The 17,617-nt window shown below is 72.4% G+C and carries 17 protein-coding genes; 10 read left to right on the forward strand and 7 right to left on the reverse strand.

Translation table 11 applies throughout. The features are described 5' to 3' along the window. The 3 genes from EBH09_RS39180 to EBH09_RS22635 form a co-directional block, all read right to left on the reverse strand. A partial coding sequence (locus EBH09_RS39180) for a protein kinase (RefSeq protein ID WP_238697413.1) occupies positions 1-802 on the reverse strand: 802 nt, incomplete at its 3' end. Then, positions 799-1,545, reverse strand: a complete 747-nt coding sequence (locus EBH09_RS22630; protein ID WP_193776475.1) for an FHA domain-containing protein — start codon at positions 1,543-1,545, stop codon at positions 799-801. The genes EBH09_RS22630 and EBH09_RS39180, both read right to left, overlap by 4 nt. Before the next feature lie 133 nt (positions 1,546-1,678). After that, a complete protein-coding gene (locus EBH09_RS22635) occupies positions 1,679-2,302 on the reverse strand; it encodes a hypothetical protein (protein ID WP_121748779.1) in 624 nt (207 codons plus the stop codon). Positions 2,303-2,609: 307 nt separating this feature from the next. Between EBH09_RS22635 and EBH09_RS22645 the strand changes: the two genes are divergently transcribed. The 4 genes from EBH09_RS22645 (at position 2,610) to EBH09_RS22660 (ending at position 7,111) form a co-directional block, all read left to right on the forward strand. Continuing rightward, the gene (locus tag EBH09_RS22645) at positions 2,610-3,464 is read left to right on the forward strand and encodes a bifunctional methylenetetrahydrofolate dehydrogenase/methenyltetrahydrofolate cyclohydrolase (RefSeq protein WP_121748780.1); all 855 of its coding nucleotides are present in this window, start codon (positions 2,610-2,612) and stop codon (positions 3,462-3,464) included. Further along, complete coding sequence (locus tag EBH09_RS22650) at positions 3,454-3,975, forward strand: DUF3017 domain-containing protein (RefSeq protein WP_121748781.1); 522 nt, start codon at positions 3,454-3,456, stop codon at positions 3,973-3,975. The genes EBH09_RS22645 and EBH09_RS22650 overlap by 11 nt, the downstream gene beginning before the upstream one ends. A gap of 381 nt (positions 3,976-4,356) precedes the next feature. Next, on the forward strand, positions 4,357-5,661 hold the full coding sequence (locus EBH09_RS22655) for an XRE family transcriptional regulator (protein ID WP_193776476.1): 1,305 nt from the start codon (positions 4,357-4,359) through the stop codon (positions 5,659-5,661). 460 nt (positions 5,662-6,121) lie between these two features. Beyond that, positions 6,122-7,111, forward strand: coding sequence for a malate dehydrogenase (locus EBH09_RS22660; protein WP_121748783.1), 990 nt, complete (start codon positions 6,122-6,124; stop codon positions 7,109-7,111). Positions 7,112-7,193: 82 nt separating this feature from the next. On the opposite strand, the gene EBH09_RS22665 is transcribed toward EBH09_RS22660, so the two are convergent. Next, complete coding sequence (locus EBH09_RS22665) at positions 7,194-8,132, reverse strand: bifunctional helix-turn-helix transcriptional regulator/GNAT family N-acetyltransferase (RefSeq protein WP_121748784.1); 939 nt, start codon at positions 8,130-8,132, stop codon at positions 7,194-7,196. Positions 8,133-8,332: 200 nt separating this feature from the next. On the opposite strand from EBH09_RS22665, the gene EBH09_RS22670 reads away from it, so the two are divergent. The 5 genes from EBH09_RS22670 (at position 8,333) to EBH09_RS22690 (ending at position 15,639) form a co-directional block, all read left to right on the forward strand. Next, positions 8,333-9,862: an aldehyde dehydrogenase family protein gene (locus EBH09_RS22670; protein WP_121748785.1), complete on the forward strand. Its 1,530-nt coding sequence runs from the start codon at positions 8,333-8,335 to the stop codon at positions 9,860-9,862. A gap of 93 nt (positions 9,863-9,955) precedes the next feature. Further along, positions 9,956-11,488: a GMC oxidoreductase gene (locus tag EBH09_RS22675; protein WP_121748786.1), complete on the forward strand. Its 1,533-nt coding sequence runs from the start codon at positions 9,956-9,958 to the stop codon at positions 11,486-11,488. Continuing rightward, entirely contained in the window at positions 11,485-12,738 is a 1,254-nt protein-coding gene (locus tag EBH09_RS22680) for a glycine betaine/L-proline ABC transporter ATP-binding protein (RefSeq protein WP_121748787.1), read from the forward strand. The genes EBH09_RS22675 and EBH09_RS22680 overlap by 4 nt, the downstream gene beginning before the upstream one ends. Further along, positions 12,738-14,681 carry an ABC transporter permease subunit gene (locus tag EBH09_RS22685; RefSeq protein ID WP_121748788.1) on the forward strand — a complete coding sequence of 648 codons (1,944 nt, stop codon included), beginning with the start codon at positions 12,738-12,740 and terminating at the stop codon, positions 14,679-14,681. Before EBH09_RS22680 ends, EBH09_RS22685 begins: the two co-directional genes overlap by 1 nt. A 1-nt stretch (position 14,682) precedes the next feature. Continuing rightward, on the forward strand, positions 14,683-15,639 hold the full coding sequence (locus EBH09_RS22690; RefSeq protein WP_121748789.1) for an ABC transporter substrate-binding protein: 957 nt from the start codon (positions 14,683-14,685) through the stop codon (positions 15,637-15,639). Between the two features lie 3 nt (positions 15,640-15,642). Here EBH09_RS22690 and EBH09_RS22695 read toward each other — a convergent pair whose 3' ends face one another. The 3 genes from EBH09_RS22695 to EBH09_RS22705 are packed head-to-tail and all read right to left on the reverse strand — an operon-like array spanning position 15,643 to position 17,359. Beyond that, positions 15,643-16,389: an isocitrate lyase/phosphoenolpyruvate mutase family protein gene (locus tag EBH09_RS22695; RefSeq protein ID WP_121749498.1), complete on the reverse strand. Its 747-nt coding sequence runs from the start codon at positions 16,387-16,389 to the stop codon at positions 15,643-15,645. Then, positions 16,386-16,850 carry a carboxymuconolactone decarboxylase family protein gene (locus EBH09_RS22700; protein WP_121748790.1) on the reverse strand — a complete coding sequence of 155 codons (465 nt, stop codon included), beginning with the start codon at positions 16,848-16,850 and terminating at the stop codon, positions 16,386-16,388. Before EBH09_RS22700 ends, EBH09_RS22695 begins: the two co-directional genes overlap by 4 nt. Continuing rightward, complete coding sequence (locus EBH09_RS22705) at positions 16,847-17,359, reverse strand: carboxymuconolactone decarboxylase family protein (protein ID WP_121748791.1); 513 nt, start codon at positions 17,357-17,359, stop codon at positions 16,847-16,849. Before EBH09_RS22705 ends, EBH09_RS22700 begins: the two co-directional genes overlap by 4 nt. A 47-nt stretch (positions 17,360-17,406) precedes the next feature. On the opposite strand from EBH09_RS22705, the gene EBH09_RS22710 reads away from it, so the two are divergent. Next, positions 17,407-17,617: winged helix-turn-helix domain-containing protein (locus EBH09_RS22710; protein ID WP_153182709.1), on the forward strand; the 211-nt coding region annotated here is incomplete at its 3' end.

The raw sequence follows: 17,617 nt of genomic DNA on the forward strand, positions 1-17,617 counted from the left end.
CCCGCCACGCCTCGGGCAGCACGGGCGACAGACGCAGCTCCTCGGTGCCGCGCGCGTAGGCGGCCCCGGCGTCGCGGCGGGCCGCCGGGGTGCCGCCGGGCAGCGGGAAGGACCCGGTGAGGACGAGGTGGGCGAGGACACCGAAGGCCCAGACGTCGGCGGAGGGGCGGATCCGCCGGCCGCGTTCGCCGATCTCGGACCAGAGCAGTTCGGGCGGGGTGTAGTCGGGGGTGGAGAAGGCGGGGGTGTACGCGTGGGTGCCTTCCAGTTCGGCGGCCATGTTGAAGTCGGCGAGCCGGGCCGAACCGTCCCTCATCAGCAGTACGTTGGCCGGTTTCAGGTCTCCGTGCACCCACCCGGCGTGATGCAGCTGGGCCAGGCCCTCGCACACCTGGGCGATCAGCGCGGGCCCGGCGGCCGGTCGGGGCGACGCGGACAGCAGGGCGGACAGGGAGCCCTCCGCCTTCTCCAGTACGAGGACGGTCGCGCCGTCGAGCGCGGGGCGGGCCGGGTCGTCGACGACGAGGGTCTCGTACATCCGCACCAGCCGGGGCCGTCTCAGCCGACGGTGCAACTCGACCTCCCGCTCGACGAGTTCGCGCAGGTGGGTCAGCTGGCGCGGGGTGCCCGTACCGGTGGGCAGGAACTTCAGGGCGGCCGTGCGCGGCAGACCGGCGTCGCCGTCACCGGCCCGGCGGGCCTCGTACACGCTGCCGAAGGCGCCCGTCGCGATCGGCGCCCGCACCTCCCAGACGCCGACCCGGTAGCCCTTCGGCACGGGGACGGCGTACGGCTCGGTCACCGGGTCGCCCGGCGCGGCGGTGCCGCGAGGACCACGAGGTCGTCCTCCCGTACGAGGTCGAAGCGGAGCGCCATGGACACCAGGGACTCCTTCTTGCCGTTGAGCCGCGGGCCCGCCTCCGCCGTCTCCGGGCCCGGCTTCAGCCGCAGCTTCACCGCCAGGTAGTCGATGTTCCACTGGACGGACGTGCGCGACGCGGCCGGCCAGCCCGGCCGCAGCCGCTCGACGACCTGCTCGACGGTCGGCAGCGGCGCGTGCGGAGCCCCCCGCAGCCGCGGTTCGCACAGGGCGGCCAGGACCGCGAAGTACCGTTTGGTGCGGTCGACGGAGAAGGCCGGGGCGGTCGGCTCGCCGTCGGTGCCGTCCTCGGCGCGCAGATAGTCGTGACGCGGTGCCCACACCTCGACCGGCAGCAGGTCGCCCGCGGCGGGCAGCACGATCCGCGAGAACTCGAACGGCACCGGGGCGTCCAGCCGGCCCGGCGCCACCTTGATGTGCTCGCCGGCGCCCTCCGGATTCTCCACCACGTAGGTCTGGTGGGCGGACAGGTTGCTCAGGGCCCAGAAGGTGCCGTGGGCGGTGATCTCACCGGCTCTGCGGGACACTCCGTCGTGCCCGATCAGCAGTCCGCCCTCGGGCACGGACCGTCCGAAGACGAGCCGTTCGCCGGGTGCGAGCCGGAACTGGGTGCGGGTGCGTTCGTCCTCCGTGGTCGGCGGAGGTACCACGATGATGCTGTACAAGGTGCGTCTCCCCGTGCCTGACGGCTACCCACGTCAGACTATTGCGACGCACCGGGGCCGTGTCTCCCCTCGTACGGGTGAGACACGGCCCCATGGCTTGATTGGCGCGAAGTGCGCCGTGGCGGGCACCGGTTCAGTACTGCGGGCGGTTGAACCAGTAACTGCCGTTCTTGTTGGCGCAGAAGACGATGATCAGGATGCCGAGGACCAGGCTGATCAGGGCGAAGATGTTGGCACCCACCAGGTTGATCACGCTGACCAGCGTCACGACCGAGCCGTAGACGATCGCGGAGACCCGCGGACCGCCCCGGCCGGTGGCGAACTTGACACCTGTGAATATCGCCCAGAACGCGAACGCCAGGAAGATCACGCCGACGCCGATCATGAGGCCCGCGCCGATGCTCGTGACGGTGTCCGCGTCCTGCGCCGAGATGGTGGGGTCGGAGTTGACCTCGTCCTCGATGTAGTCGGCGAACCAGGAGCTGGCCGCGATCATCAGCACTCCACCGATGACCTGGCAGGCGCCCAGCACGAACAGCATCACGCGGGCGGCCTTCACCGTTCCGGGCATGACCGCGGGGGCGGGAGCGTAGCCGCCGCCGTAGGGCTGGACCGGCGGGGCGGCGGGGTAGCCGTAGCCGGGCTGGCCCTGGGGCTGCTGCTGGGGGTAGCCGTAGTTCGGCTGCTGGCCGTGCTGCTGGCCCTGCTGCTGGCCCTGCGGCGGACCGTAGGGGTTGTTCGGGTCGCCGAAACTCATGCGGGACTTCCTCCGTAGCTGTCACGTGCGGGGACGACGCGTGGCTCGATGCGGAGGAGGTACTTCGTGGCGGTTCGTCCCCCCGGTACGGCCCCGCGGCACTGTGCTTGTGCCCAATCGTTCTTGACCTATCTCTTACTTGTCCAGCCCGGCCGCAAGGTGTTGTGCAAGTGCAACAGCGCCGATCGCGATCCGCCGGGGTGGGACGCGCCCCGGGAGGCCCGGCCGGCGCCCGGTGAGCGCTTCGCCGGTGCCCGGATGTCGGCCGGATTGGAACCGGGGGCCGGTCATCCGCGAGGATGGGGGCATGACCGCCCAGATTCTCGATGGCAAGGCCACCGCAGCCGCGATCAAGTCCGAACTGACCGCCCGCGTGGCGGCGCTGAAGGAGAGGGGCGTCACACCCGGCCTCGGCACCGTCCTGGTCGGCGACGACCCCGGCAGCCAGAAGTACGTCGCCGGCAAGCACCGCGACTGCGCGCAGGTCGGCATCGCCTCCATCCAGCGCGAACTGCCGGGTACGGCGACGCAGGAGGAGATCGAGGCGGTCGTCCGCGAGCTGAACGACGACCCGGCCTGCACCGGCTACATCGTCCAGCTGCCGCTGCCCAAGGGCATCGACGAGAACCGCATCCTGGAACTGATGGACCCGGACAAGGACGCGGACGGCCTGCACCCGATGAACCTCGGCCGCCTCGTCCTGAACGAGCCGGCGCCGCTGCCCTGCACCCCCAACGGCATCCTCACCCTGCTGCGCCGCTACGGCGTGGAGATCAAGGGCGCCGAGGTCGTGGTAGTCGGCCGCGGTGTCACGATCGGCCGCCCGATGCCGCTGCTGCTCACCCGGCGCAGCGAGAACGCCACCGTGACCCAGTGCCACACCGGCACCCGGGACCTTGCCGCCCACCTCAAGCGCGCGGACATCGTCGTCGCCGCGGCCGGCTCCCCGCACCTGGTCCGCCCCGAGGACGTCAAGCCGGGCGCGGCCGTCCTCGACGTGGGCGTCTCGCGCAACGCCGAGGGCAAGATCATGGGCGACGTGCACCCCGGCGTGGCCGAGGTCGCCGCCTGGATCTCCCCGAACCCCGGCGGCGTCGGCCCCATGACCCGGGCCCAGCTGCTCGTCAACGTGGTGGAGGCGGCGGAGCGCAGTGCCGGCTGACGACACCGACACCGAGCGCCCGGAGCACGCGGAGGACTCGGAGCACCGCGAGCACGCGGAGCACCCGGAGGACATCACCGTCCGGGATCCCGTCAGCGCGCCCGACGCCGAGGGCAGGCCGCGGCGGATCACCCGCCGGTTCCCGCTCTTCACCCGCGACACCGCGCGCCCCGAGGGCGGCGGCCGGGCCGCGGCCGGTGACGCCCCGGCGCCCGCCCGGCAGTGGCCGATCCTCCTCGTGGTCGGCCTGGTGGGCCTCGGCCTGCTGCTGACCGCGCTGGACGTGTTCCGCGTCGGGACGCTGCTGGTCGGCGCCGCTCTGCTGGTCGGCGCCGCGCTGCGCTGGGTGCTGCCCGACGTCGGCATGCTCGCGGTGCGCTCGCGTTTCACGGACATCACCACCTACGGCGTGCTCGGCCTCTCCATCGCCCTGCTGGCGTTGATGGCCCAGCCGGACCCGGTGCTGGAGATCCCGTTCCTGAAGGACACCCTGCACTTCACGGTGAGTTAGCGAACGGCCCGTCCTCCACCCCCGTGGAAGGACGGGCCGCCGCCGGGACCAACCCTCCTGCACGGCGAACGCCCTGTTCAACGCCTGTCGGGGCGCTGTGGCACGGAAGTGACCGTTCCGCTACTCCGCTACGTGAGCCGTGAAAAACGGGGTTCGGTGCCGGGCAGGGGAACGCCGGTGGGACACTGGACCACGGGTCGGTGAGCGTGCGACGGTGCATGTTCGCGACCCCTGTGCTCCTGTGCGCCCCCACCCCGGGAACTGAGATCCTGACCGGGCGCATCCCTGTGGGTAGCCAGAACGGGGACTCCACGCGGGACGCCGCGCGCGAGACCAAACGGGGAACGAACAGCACGTCACCGGGGGGAAGAGGGGGAAGCAATGCCTCGTTGGAAGGCCTTGCCGGATGAACTCGATCCGCAGATCAGAGAGTTCACGAGTCAGTTGCGCCGACTCGTGGACCGCAGTGAGCTGAGCATCGCGTCGGTGGCCGACGCCACGGGCTACAGCAAGACGTCCTGGGAGCGCTATCTGAACGGCCGGCTGCTGGCGCCGAAGGGCGCCATCGTGGCCCTCGCCGAGGTGACGCGGACCAATCCCGTCCACCTGACCACCATGTGGGAGCTGGCCGAGCGGGCCTGGAGCCGCTCGGAGATGCGCCACGACATGACCATGGAGGCCATCCGGATCTCCCAGGCGCGCGCCGCGCTCGGCGAGCTGGGCACGCCCGCGGCCAAGTCGGGCAACGGCGGCAGGAACGGCAAGGGGAGCCGGACCGGCCGGCACGGCGGCGGGGCCACGGTCACGCCCGGGATCGCCGGGCCGGCCGGTGTGGCGCCCACGTTGCCGCCGACGGTTCCCGCACAGCCGACGGCCGCCGACAGCCCCGACTCGGCCGTCGGTACGGTCCGGGGCGGCGGTGCGCCGGGCGCTCCCTCCGTCCCGTCGTCCGGCGGCGCGTCCGGCGGCAACTCGTGGGGCATGGCCGGATACCGGGGGCCGGCGCCGACCGGTGACCGTACGGCGTGGTCCGGGACCCGGGCCGATTCGGGGGAGGCCGCGCGCGGCCCGGCGACGCCTGCCGCCGCCGTACCGAACGGTCACGGACCCTCGGCCTCCCCGACGTCCTCGGGCTCGTACGGCGAACCCCCGCACGGCGGCTCCCGTTCGCGGACCCGGCCCTCCGGGGGCGGCAGCAAGCGGATGACGACGTTCGTCGCGGGCGTCGTCGGCGTGCTCGTCGTGATCGCGGGCGCCTTCTTCCTCCTGAACGACGGTGGCGAGAAGAAGAACGAGGGCGCGAAACCGTCCCCGTCGCCCACCGTCAGCTCCGACCCCGAGCTGCCGCCCGGCGTGAAGTGCAGCGGCGACGCCTGCACCGGCAAGGACCCGGAGGTTATGGGCTGCGGCGGCGACCTGGTGACCACCGCCGCGACCGCCACCGTCGGCACGGCAGCCGTCGAGGTCCGCTACAGCAAGATCTGCGGCGCGGCGTGGGCCCGTGTCACCCAGGCCGCCCAGGGCGACGAGGTGCAGGTGAGCGCGGACGGCGCGAGCCCGCAGAGGGGCTCGATCACCGGGGCCGCCGACACCGTCGCGTACACCCCGATGGTGGCGGTGAAGTCCGCGGCCGACGCCAAGGCGTGCGTGACGCTGGCGGCGGGCCGGAAGGGCTGCACGGAGTAGCCGCGGGACCGTGCGGGGCCGGTACGGAGCCGCGCCGCGGTGCCCGGGAGGAACGGGCCTCGGCCGGCCGGGAGAAAAATCGTCAGCGGCAGGCATGGCCCGCGGAGTCAGGGGCACGCGAGAAGTACCCCCACGGGAGTCCGGCAACGGTATCCCCGAACGGCGGTCGCCTTCGTCCCCCCTCTCCCGGACAGGCGGCCGCCTTTTCATGTCCTCGGTTCCGCGCGCCCAGTGCTCCGTCCGGCACGCCGTGCCCTCGGTTCGGCGCGCCGCTGCGCCAAGCCGTTCGCGCGCGCGGGTGATCCGGCGGTGGTCCTGTGGGCCGGGCCACACCGACCCGGACGTCCCGGGTACGGGAGGCGCGATAGCCTGACGGCTGGATCGATCTCTTGATACCAAGAGATCGATCAAACGCCCGGGGCAGGGACGCCCCACCGCCAGCTGTCATACGGAGAACGCCATGACTCGCACTCCCGTGAACGTCACCGTCACCGGCGCGGCCGGCCAGATCGGTTACGCCCTGCTCTTCCGCATCGCCTCCGGCCAGCTGCTCGGCGCGGACGTGCCGGTCAAGCTGCGCCTCCTGGAGATCACCCCGGCGCTCAACGCCGCCGCGGGCACCGCGATGGAGCTGGACGACTGCGCGTTCCCGCTCCTCCAGGGCATCGAGATCACCGACGACCCGAACGTCGCCTTCGACGGCGCCAACGTCGCCCTCCTGGTCGGCGCCCGCCCCCGCACCAAGGGCATGGAGCGCGGTGACCTCCTGGAGGCCAACGGCGGCATCTTCAAGCCGCAGGGCAAGGCCATCAACGATCACGCCGCGGACGACATCAAGGTCCTCGTCGTCGGCAACCCGGCCAACACCAACGCCCTGATCGCCCAGGCCGCCGCCCCGGACGTACCGGCCGAGCGCTTCACCGCCATGACCCGCCTGGACCACAACCGCGCGCTGACCCAGCTCGCGAAGAAGACGGGCTCGTCGGTCACCGACATCAAGCGCCTGACCATCTGGGGCAACCACTCCGCCACCCAGTACCCGGACATCTTCAACGCCACCATCGCCGGCAAGAACGCCGCCGAGGTCGTGGGCGACGAGCGGTGGCTGGCCGAGGACTTCATCCCGACCGTCGCCAAGCGCGGCGCCGCCATCATCGAGGCCCGCGGCGCCTCGTCGGCCGCCTCCGCCGCCAACGCCGCCATCGACCACGTCCACACCTGGGTCAACGGCACCGCCGAGGGCGACTGGGCCTCCATGGGCATCCCGTCGGACGGCTCCTACGGCGTCCCGGAGGGCATCATCTCCTCCTTCCCGGTCACCACCAAGGACGGCAAGTACGAGATCGTCCAGGGCCTGGACATCAACGAGTTCTCCCGCGCCCGCATCGACGCCTCCGTCAAGGAGCTGTCGGAGGAGCGCGAGGCGGTCCGCGCTCTCGGCCTCATCTGAGCCCACCCCGCCCGCACGGGCCCCGTTCCGGTTCCGGATGCTGTTGGTGCATCCGGTTCCGGGGCGGGGCCCGCGCCCGTTGTCAGGCTCCCGGCAGCCGCTTCTCGAACCAGTGCCCGGCGTAGACATGGTCGGAGTACGCCGGGATCTCGGTGTAGCCGGACGCCTCGTACATCGCCCGCGCCTCGGTGAGCACGGCGTGGGTGTCGAGCCGTACGACGGTCAGGCCTCGCGCGGCGGCCTCGCCCTCCAGCCCGTCGAGCAGGCGCCGGGCCAGCCCGAGCCGCCGGGCGCCGGGGTGCACCCACACGTGCTTGATCTCGCCGACCCCGGGAGCCGTCCGCCGCAGCGCCCCGCAGCCGGCCGGCCGCCCCTCCTCGTAGGCGACGAGGAACGCCCCGGCGTCCCCCGACACCTCTTCGGGCCCCACGAGGTCGGAGGGGTCGAAGCCCTCGGGGAAGCGCGCGTCCAGGTCGGCGGCGTAGGCGGCCAGACAGGCGCGGGCGTCCGGGGCGCAGGCGTCGACCGGTGTGACGGTGACGGCGGCCAGCCGCAGCAGGCGCTGGGCGGTGGCCATGGCGTCGGTCAGCCGCCGGCGCTGGTCCGGGGCGAGTCCCTGGAGGAGCCCGGAGGCGAGCACGTCGGCCCGGCGGTTCTGCTCAGCGACCTCGGCCCGTCCGGCGGGGGTCGGCTCGACCGTACGCAGCCGGCTGTCGTCGGGGTGCACGCCCAGCCGGACCATGCCCTGCGCCTCCAGGGCCTTCGCCATCCGGCTCAGGTACCCGGCGTCCAGGCCGAGGCGGACGCGCAGATCCCGCAGGGACACCCCGGAGCCGCTCTCGGCGATCTCGAAGAGCAGCCGGGCCTCGCCGAGCGGGCGGTCCTGGCCGAGATAACGGTCGTCGAGGACGCCGATCCGGCGCGTGAAGTATCGGTTGAAGTGCCGCAGCGCCGTGACGTCCTCCGTCACCGCGTCCCCGGCCGCCGCGCCCGCTGCCGCGCCCTCTGTCACTGGCTCCATTCGTTTGACTTTAGTCAAAGGAAACCGGCACGTCCATATGTGTATTTCATTCCGCTCCATCCCTTTTCTCAGTGATGCGCCGCACTTTCGGTCACCGGTTCGGCATGCATGCGGGGCCGGTGGGCAGGGGCTCACGGTCCCCGGGAGTGGCACGCGCGTGACACAGGGGGGTTGATCAGGAACGGAAGGCAATACCGATCATGGCGAACAGCACGGAAACTCCGGCGGAGCGGGCGCACCGGACCATTCACGCGGGAGGCGAGTGGCTGGCGGCGTCCTCCGGCGCCACCCGCGAGATCCTCGACCCCGCGGACGCCCGGCCGTTCGCCGTCATCGCGGAGGGCGACGAGAAGGACACCGACCTCGCGGTGGCCGCCGCCCGGCGCGCCTTCGACACGGGCGAGTGGCCGCACACCCCGGTCGCCGAACGCGCCGCCCTGCTGCGCCGCGTCGCCGACCTCCTCGTACGCGACCGCGAGCCGCTCGGCCTGCTGGAGAGCCGCGACGCGGGCAAGACCGTCGAGGAGGGCCGGGTCGACATCGACTGCGTCGCCGACGCCTTCCGCTACTTCGCCGACCTGGTCGCCGGTGAGGCCCCGGGGCGGGTCGTCGACGCGGGCTCGCCCGACATCCACAGCGTCGTCGTGCACGAGCCGGTCGGCGTCTGCGCGATGATCACGCCCTGGAACTACCCGCTCCTCCAGGCCAGCTGGAAGATCGCCCCCGCGCTCGCCGCGGGCAACACCTTCGTGATCAAGCCCAGCGAGATCACCCCGATGACCACCGTGGCCCTGATCGACCTGCTGACCGAGGCCGGCCTCCCCGCCGGCGTCGCCAACATCGTCACCGGTCCCGGCCACAGCGTCGGCGCCCGCCTCGCCGAGCACCCCGACGTCGACCTGGTCTCCTTCACCGGCGGCCTGATCAGCGGCACCAAGGTCGCCCAGGCCGCCGCCGTCACCGTCAAGAAGGTCGCCCTCGAACTCGGCGGCAAGAACCCCAACGTCGTCTTCGCCGACGCCTGCGAGACCGAGGAGGGCTTCGACACCGCCGTCGACCAGGCCCTCAACGCCGCCTTCATCCACAGCGGCCAGGTCTGCTCGGCCGGCGGCCGGCTCATCGTCGAGGAGTCGGTCCGCGAGCGCTTCGTCGCCGAACTCGCCCGCCGCGCCGCGAAGATCCGCCTCGGTCGCGGCACCGAGGACGGCGTCGAGTGCGGCCCGCTCGTCTCCGCGCAGCAGCGCGCCAAGACCGAGGACTACGTCGCCTCCGCGCTGGCCGAGGGCGCCGAGCTGCGCTGCGGCGGCAAGCGCCCCGAGCCGTCCCCCCAGCGGCCGGAGACGGGCTACTTCTACGAGCCGACCGTCCTCGACAACTGCCACCGGGAGATGAAGGTCGTACGGGAGGAGGTCTTCGGACCGGTGCTCACCGTCGAGACCTTCCGCACCGAGGACGAGGCCGTAGCCCTCGCCAACGACACCGAGTACGGTCTGGCCGGTGCCGTCTGGACCGCCGACGCGGGACGGGCCCGCCGGGTCGCGGGCCGGCTCCGGCACGGCACCGTCTGGATCAACGACTTCCATCCCTACCTCCCGCAGGCCGAGTGGGGCGGCTTCGGCAAGAGCGGCGTCGGCCGCGAACTGGGCCCCGCGGGGCTCGCCGAGTACCGCGAGAGCAAGCACGTCTACCAGAACCTCGCCCCGAAGCCCGTCCGCTGGTTCGCCGGCTGACGCCGCTTCGCTCCGCCCACGCCCCGCTTCACCCCGCCCGCGCCTCACCCGGGCCGCCCGGCTCCCCGTCCGCTCACCCTCTGGAGTACCCCCATGCCCGAGACCTCCCACGTCTACGACTACGTCGTCATAGGCGGCGGCACCGCGGGATCGGTGATCGCTTCCCGCCTCACCGAGAACCCGGACGTCACCGTCGCCGTCATCGAGGGCGGCCCCAGCGACATCGGCCGCGACGACGTGCTGACCCTGCGCCGCTGGATGGGCCTGCTCGGCGGCGAGCTGGACTACGACTACCCGACCACCGAGCAGCCACGCGGCAATTCGCACATCCGGCACAGCCGCGCCCGGGTGCTCGGCGGCTGCTCCTCGCACAACACGCTCATCGCCTTCAAGCCGCTGCCCTCCGACTGGGACGAGTGGGAGGCGGCGGGCGCCAAGGGCTGGGGCGCGGTGCCGATGGAGGCGTACTACGCGCGGCTGAAGAACAACATCGTCCCGGTCGACGAGAAGGACCGGAACGCCATCGCCCGCGACTTCGTCGACTCCGCGCAGAAGGCCCTTGAGGTCCCCCGCGTCGAGGGCTTCAACAAGAAGCCGTTCACCGAGGGCGTCGGCTTCTTCGACCTCGCCTACCACCCCGAGAACAACAAGCGGTCGTCGGCTTCGGTCGCGTACCTGCACCCGGTGATGGACGAGCGGCCCAACCTCACGATCATGCTGGAGACCTGGGCGTACAAGCTCCAGCTCGACGGCGCCCGCGCCGAGGGCGTCCACGTCCGCACCAAGGACGGCGAGGAGATCCTCGTCAAGGCACGGGGCGAGGTCGTGCTCTGCGCCGGCGCCGTCGACTCGCCGCGCCTGCTGCTGCACTCGGGCATCGGCCCGAAGGACCAGCTGGAGGCCCTCGGCATACCCGTGGCGCTCGACCTGCCCGGCGTCGGCGAGAACCTGCTCGACCACCCCGAGTCGGTGATCGTGTGGGAGACCAACGGACCCATCCCGGACAACTCCGCGATGGACTCCGACGCCGGTCTGTTCGTGCGCCGCGACCCCGAACACGCGGGCCCCGACCTGATGTTCCACTTCTACCAGATCCCGTTCACGGACAACCCGGAGCGCCTGGGCTACGAGCGCCCGGAGTTCGGCGTCTCGATGACCCCGAACATCCCCAAGCCGAAGTCCCGCGGCCGCCTCTACCTGACCAGCGCCGACCCGTCCGTGAAGCCCGCGCTGGACTTCCGCTACTTCACCGACGAGGACGACTACGACGGCCGCACCCTCGTCGACGGCATCAGGATCGCCCGTGAGGTCGCCAAGGCCGAGCCGCTGGCCGGCTGGCTCAAGCGCGAGGTCTGCCCCGGCCCGGACGTCACCGGCGACGAGGAGCTGAGCGAATACGCCCGCAAGGTCGCCCACACCGTCTACCACCCGGCGGGCACCTGCCGAATGGGCGCCGCCACGGACGAGCAGGCCGTCGTCGACCCCGAGCTGCGCGTCCGCGGCCTGGAGGGCATCCGCATCGCCGACGCCTCCGTCTTCCCGACCATGCCCGCCGTGAACCCGATGATCGGCGTCCTCATGGTCGGCGAGCGCGCCGTCGAGCTGATCGGTGGTGACGCCCGATGAGCACCACCACCAGCGCCACGCCGCCGGGTACGCCCGAGGTCACCGAATCCGCCGCCCCGGTCTTCTCCGTGGACGGCCTGTGGAAGGTCTTCGGCCCCAAGGCCGCCCGCATCCCCGCCGACCCCGAGCTGGCCGCCCTGAGCCCGGCCGAGCTGCGCTCGCGCACCGGCTGCACGGCCGCCGTGGCGGACGTCTCCTTCGACGTGCGCAAGGGCGAGGTCTTCGTCGTCATGGGCCTGTCCGGCTCCGGCAAGTCCACCCTCGTCCGCTGCCTGACCCGGCTGATCGAGCCGACGGCCGGCTCCATCGCCATCGACGGCGAGGACGTCCGCGCGATGGACAAGTCCCGGCTGCGCGAACTGCGCCGCCACCGCGCCGCGATGGTCTTCCAGCACTTCGGCCTGCTCCCGCACCGTACGGTCCTCGACAACGTGGCCTACGGCCTGGAGGTCCAGGGCATGGGCCGCGCCGAGCGCCGCGAGCGCGCCGCCGCCATCGTCGCCAAGGTCGGTCTGGAGGGCCTGGAGCACCGCCGCCCCGGCCAGCTCTCCGGCGGCCAGCGCCAGCGCGTCGGCCTCGCCCGCGCGCTCGCCGTCGACCCCGAGGTGCTGCTCTTCGACGAGCCGTTCAGCGCGCTCGACCCGCTGATCCGGCGGGACATGCAGGAGGAGGTCGTCCGGCTGCACCGCGAGGAGGGCCGCACGATGGTCTTCATCACCCACGACCTCCAGGAAGCCCTCAAGCTGGGCGACCGCATCGCCCTGATGCGCGACGGCCGCGTCGTGCAGCTCGGCACCCCGGAGGAGATCGTCGGCTCGCCCGCCGACGACTACGTCCGCGAGTTCGTCCGCGACGTTCCGCGCGAGCAGGTCCTCAGCGTCCGTACGGCCATGCGCCCCGCCTCCTCGGCCGACGAGGCCGGCACCGGCCCCGCGCTCCGCCCCGACGCCACGGTGTCGGAGGCCATCGAGGCCGTCGCCCGCGCCGGCTCCCCGGCCCGCGTGATGGACGACGGCCGCTGCCTGGGAGTGGTCGACGCGGACGCGCTGCTGTCGGTGGTAGCGGGCACCACGGGCACGGCTGACGCAGCCGCCGCCGAGGCGACTACGGGCAGCCCCGCCGCCGCTGGAGCGGCAAGGGCGGGCGATGGGGGTCCCCCCACGCGAGCGAGGCCGAGCGTGGGGGAGGCACTGGCCCAGCGCCGCAAGCCGACCACCCCGCCCCCCGCCACCAGCGAGGAGCCGGCGTGATGGCCACGATCACCGCAACGCCCCGGAAGGCCGCCCCGCCGGGCATCCTCACCCACCCAGCCGTACGCAAGCTCCTGATCCTCGCGGTCGCCGCCGCGATCCTCGTCCCCCTCGCCGTAACCCAGTGGGGCGGCACCACCTGGCCCGCCGCCCTCACCGTCGACGTCTCCGAACCCCTCGGCAAGGCCAGCGACTGGATCATCGACAACCGCGACAGCCACCCGCTGTTCCTCTACTTCTTCGGCCACGTCAGCAACGTCGTCGTCATCGCCGTACGCGCCGTGTACCTCGCCCTCCTCGCCGTCGGCTGGGCCGGGGTCACCGCGATCGGCGCCCTGATCGCCTGGCGGGTGGCCGGCGTGAAGCTGGCGACCGGCACGGCCGTCGCGTTCCTGGCCTGCGGCCTGCTCGGCATGTGGGTGCCGACCATGCAGACCCTCGCGCTCATGGTCGTCGCCGTGCTCGCGTCGGTCGTCGTGGGGGCCCTGCTCGGCCTGGCCGCCGGCCTGTCCGACCGGATGGACCGCGTCCTGCGCCCGGTGCTCGACACCATGCAGGTGCTGCCCGCCTTCGCCTACCTCCTCCCCGTCGTCCTGGTCTTCGGCATCGGCGTCCCCGCCGCCGTCCTGGCCACCGTCGTCTACGCCGCCCCGCCCATGGCCCGGCTCACCGCCCTCGGCCTGCGCGGCGCCGACAAGGAGGTTCTGGAGGCCGTCGAGTCCCTCGGCACCACCGCCCGCCAACGGCTGCTGACCGCCCGAATCCCGCTGGCCCGCAAGGAACTCCTCCTCGGCGTCAACCAGACGATCATGATGGCGCTGTCCATGGCCGTCATCGCCTCCGTCATCGGCGCCGGCGGCCTCGGCGACCGCGTCTACCAGGCGCTCGCCTCGGTCGACGTCGGCGCGGCACTCGCGGCCGGCATCCCGATCGTGCTGCTCGCCGTGGTCCTGGACCGGGTGACCGGCGCGGCGGGGGAGCGGCTCGGCGAATCCGGGAAGTCCCCGCTGACCTGGCTGTACGCCCTGGCCGCCGCCGCGGCCGTCGCGGTCGCCGGACGGCTCGCCGGGTTCCTCGACTGGCCCGAGGCGTGGGAGGTGGACATCGCCGAGCCCGTCAACCGGGCCGTCGACTGGATGACCGCCCACCTCTACTCCGGTGTCCCCGTCATCGGCGGCACCGCCGACTGGGCCGCCCACTTCACCAGCTGGGTCCTCAACCCGCTGCGGGACGGCCTCCAGTGGCTGCCCTGGTGGTCCGTACTGCTGATCGTCGCCGCCCTCGCCTGGCTGATCGGCACCTGGCGCACCGCGCTCACCGCCGTCCTCGCCATGGCCGCGATCGGCGTGCTCGGCGTGTGGAACCCGTCCCTGGACACGCTCTCGCAGGTCCTCGCCGCCGTCGCCGTGACCCTGGTCATCGGCTTCGCCACCGGCATCGCCGCCGCCCGCAGCGACCGCTTCGAGCGCGCGCTCCGGCCCGTCCTGGACGTTTTCCAGACGATGCCGCAGTTCGTGTACCTGATCCCGGTCGTCGCCCTCTTCGGCGTGGGCCGCGCGCCCGCCGTGGCCGCCGCGGTCGTCTACGCCCTCCCGGCCGTCGTCCGCATCACCGCCCAGGGGCTGCGCCAGGTCGACCCGGCCGCGCTGGAGTCGGCCCGCTCGCTCGGCGCCACCAGCGGGCAGCAACTGCGCCAGGTCCAGCTCCCGCTGGCCCGCCGGTCGCTGCTGCTCGCCGTCAACCAGGGCGTCGTCCTCGTCCTCGCCGTCGTCATCATCGGCGGCCTGGTCGGCGGTGGCGCGCTCGGCTACCAGGTCGTCTTCGGCCTGGCCCAGGGCGACCTGGCGACCGGCCTGGTGGCCGGCGCGGCGATCGTCTGCCTCGGCCTGATGCTCGACCGGGTCACCCAGCCGACCGAACGCCGTCCGAGGAAGGGAGCCTGACATGCGGATGCGTACCACCGCCGCCATCGCCTCGGCCGCCGCGCTGACGCTGCTGACCGGCTGCGGCGCCGCCGACATGACCAAGCAGGCGTCCCCGTACGCCAACGCCCAGGGCGCCAGGACGGTGACCCTCTCCGTGCAGTCCTGGGTCGGTGCCCAGGCCAACGTGGCCGTCGCCCAGTACCTGCTGGAGCACGAGCTGGGCTACCGCGTCGACACCGTCCAGGTCGACGAGGTCCCCGCCTGGGACGCGCTCAGCCAGGGCCGGGTCGACGCCATCCTGGAGGACTGGGGCCACCCCGAGCAGGAGCAGCGCTACGTCGAGGACAAGAAGACGATCGCCCCCGGCGGCGACCTCGGCGTCACCGGGCACATCGGCTGGTTCGTCCCGACGTACTTCGCGAAGAAGCACCCGGACGTGACCAACTGGGAGAACCTCGACAAGTACGCCGAGCTGATGCGCACCGCGGAGAGCGGCGACAAGGGTCAGCTGATGGACGGTTCCCCGTCCTACGTCACCAACGACAAGGCCCTGGTCAGCAATCTCGACCTGGACTACAAGGTCGTCTTCGCGGGCTCCGAGGCCGCCCAGATCACCCAGATCAAGCAGTTCGCCAAGGAGAAGAAACCCTTCCTGACCTACTGGTACACCCCCCAGTGGCTCTTCGAGAAGGTTCCGATGACCGAGGTGAAGCTGCCGCCCTACAAGGAGGGCTGCGACGCCGACCCGGCGAAGGTCGACTGCGCCTACCCGGTCACCCCGCTGCAGAAGTACCTCAACGCCGACTTCGCGGAGGAAGGCGGCAAGGCGGCGGAGTTCCTGAAGAACTTCAAGTGGACGACCGAGGACCAGAACCAGGTCTCCCTGATGATCGCCGAGCAGAAGATGCGGCCCGAGGAGGCGGCGAAGAAGTGGGTGGACAGCCACGAGTCCGTCTGGAAGAAGTGGCTGCCCTGACCCTCACCTCATCGGTGCCGTCGGTTCTGTCGGTTCCGTCAGTTCGGCCGCGATCTCCCGCAGGGCCCGGGCCGCGCGCCGCTGGAGTCCCGGCCCGAACGTGATCCGGGTGGCCCCGAGTCCGGCGAGTTCGGCGGGCGAGGGGCCCTGGCCGGGCACCGCGCCGACGTTGACCGGCCCCTGGATCCCGGCTCGCAGCAGCGGCAGTACGCCGGGCGGGGCGAAGATCGGGTACACGCAGTCGGCGCCCGCGCCGACATACAGCGCGGCCCGCTCGATCGCCGCGCCCGGGTCGTCGACACCGCGTACGAACGTGTCGATGCGGGCGTTGACGAACAGCCGGTCCCCGGCCGCCGCCCGCACCTCGGCGAGCCACTCCGCGTGCTCCCGCGGGTTCTTGAGCACCCCGTTCGCGGAGTCCTCCAGGTTGCAGCCCACGGCGCCCGCCTCCAGCAGCCGCTCCACCAGCTTCTTCGGCGCCAGCCCGTACCCGTCCTCGACGTCCGCGGAGACGGGCACGTCCACGGCCCGCGCGATCCGCGCCACCGCCGCGAACATCTCGTCGGCCGGGGTCGCCCCGTCCTCGTACCCGAGGGAGGCCGCGACCCCCGCGCTGGGCGTCGCGAGCGCCGGGAACCCGGCCTCCGCGAACACCCGGGCGCTCGCCGCGTCCCAGGGGCCGGGCAGGACGAGGGGGTCGCCGGGGACACGGCCGTGGTGCAGGGCGCGGAAGCGGTCGGTCTTGGTCACCACTGAGTGCTCCCCGGGGGAATCCGCCGGCCGACCATCAGCCGGTTCCAGCTGTTGATGGCGGTGATCAGCGCGAGCAGGTGGGCCAGCCCGCCGACGTCGAAGTGCCGGGCGGCCTCCTCGTACACCCCGTCCGGCACGAACCCCTCCGTCAGGACCGTGACCGCCTCGGTGAGCGCCAGCGCGGCCCGCTCCCTGGCGTCGAAGACCCCCTCGGCCTCCTCCCACGCGGCGAGCAGATCGAGCTGCCGTTCCCCGGCGCCCTCCTTGCGCGCGATGCCCAGATGCATGTCCAGGCAGAACGCGCAGTGGTTGAGCTGCGAGGCGCGGATCTGCACCAGCTCCGCGAGCGCCGGATCGCTCAGGCCCCGCTTGGCGGCGGCGCTCAGCGCTCCCAGCGCCGAGCGCACACCGTCGTCCAGACGGGTCGTACGGGTCGTACTGGTCGTACGGGCCGTCATCCGTGCTGCCCCGGCGTGTAGTGACCCGGCGTCATCCGGCACGTCACGCCGAAGCGGTTCCAGGCGTTGATCACCGTGATCGCGGCGATCAGCTGCGCCAGCTCCGGCTCCTCGAAGTGCGCGGCGGCCTTCTGGTAGACCGCGTCGGGCACGAAGCCGTCGGTCAGTACGGTCACCGCCTCGGTCAGCTCGATCGCCGCCAGCTCCTTCTCCGTGTAGAAGTGCCGCGACTCCTCCCACGCGCTGAGCTGCACGATCCGTTCCACACTCTCGCCGGCCGCGAGCGCGTCCTTGGAGTGCATGTCGATGCAGAGGGCGCAGTGGTTGATCTGGGAGGCGCGGATCTTCACCAGCTCGTACAGCGTCGGGTCCAGGCCACGCTTGGCGGCGGTGTCGAGCCGGATCATCGCCTTGTAGACCTCGGGAGCGTGCTTGGCCCACTCCAGGCGGGGCGCCTCCTCGGGGGCGAAGGAACCGGGGGCGGCGGTGGTGCTCTCGTTCGTCGTCATGGCCTTGAGCCTAGAATCGATGCAGCCCAGGAGTATGGTCCATTTCCATGGGGAAACCGTGGGCCACTTTCGGCGTCGACCTGCACCTGGACCGTTCCGGCCCCGGCCTGCGCCGCGGCCTCACCGATGCCCTGCGCGAGGCCGTCCGCGGGGGCCGGCTGGCGCCCGGCACCCGGCTGCCCTCCTCGCGCTCGCTCGCCGCCGACCTGGGCGTGGCCCGCAACACGGTGGCCGAGGTCTACGCCGACCTGGTCGCCG

Source organism: Streptomyces sp. E2N166 (genome assembly GCF_003671715.1).
GTDB lineage: Bacteria > Actinomycetota > Actinomycetes > Streptomycetales > Streptomycetaceae > Streptomyces > Streptomyces thinghirensis.

What these genes read in the sequence shown, in the direction of transcription:
- EBH09_RS22635 (WP_121748779.1), bottom strand. Translation starts at nt 2,302, where the DNA reads ATGAGTTTCGGCGACCCGAACAACCCCTACGGTCCGCCGCAGGGCCAG.
- EBH09_RS22645 (WP_121748780.1), top strand. Translation starts at nt 2,610, where the DNA reads ATGACCGCCCAGATTCTCGATGGCAAGGCCACCGCAGCCGCGATCAAG.
- EBH09_RS22655 (WP_193776476.1), top strand. Translation starts at nt 4,357, where the DNA reads ATGCCTCGTTGGAAGGCCTTGCCGGATGAACTCGATCCGCAGATCAGA.
- EBH09_RS22660 (WP_121748783.1), top strand. Translation starts at nt 6,122, where the DNA reads ATGACTCGCACTCCCGTGAACGTCACCGTCACCGGCGCGGCCGGCCAG.
- EBH09_RS22665 (WP_121748784.1), bottom strand. Translation starts at nt 8,132, where the DNA reads ATGGAGCCAGTGACAGAGGGCGCGGCAGCGGGCGCGGCGGCCGGGGAC.
- EBH09_RS22670 (WP_121748785.1), top strand. Translation starts at nt 8,333, where the DNA reads ATGGCGAACAGCACGGAAACTCCGGCGGAGCGGGCGCACCGGACCATT.
- EBH09_RS22675 (WP_121748786.1), top strand. Translation starts at nt 9,956, where the DNA reads ATGCCCGAGACCTCCCACGTCTACGACTACGTCGTCATAGGCGGCGGC.
- EBH09_RS22680 (WP_121748787.1), top strand. Translation starts at nt 11,485, where the DNA reads ATGAGCACCACCACCAGCGCCACGCCGCCGGGTACGCCCGAGGTCACC.
- EBH09_RS22685 (WP_121748788.1), top strand. Translation starts at nt 12,738, where the DNA reads ATGGCCACGATCACCGCAACGCCCCGGAAGGCCGCCCCGCCGGGCATC.
- EBH09_RS22690 (WP_121748789.1), top strand. Translation starts at nt 14,683, where the DNA reads ATGCGGATGCGTACCACCGCCGCCATCGCCTCGGCCGCCGCGCTGACG.
- EBH09_RS22700 (WP_121748790.1), bottom strand. Translation starts at nt 16,850, where the DNA reads ATGACGGCCCGTACGACCAGTACGACCCGTACGACCCGTCTGGACGAC.
- EBH09_RS22705 (WP_121748791.1), bottom strand. Translation starts at nt 17,359, where the DNA reads ATGACGACGAACGAGAGCACCACCGCCGCCCCCGGTTCCTTCGCCCCC.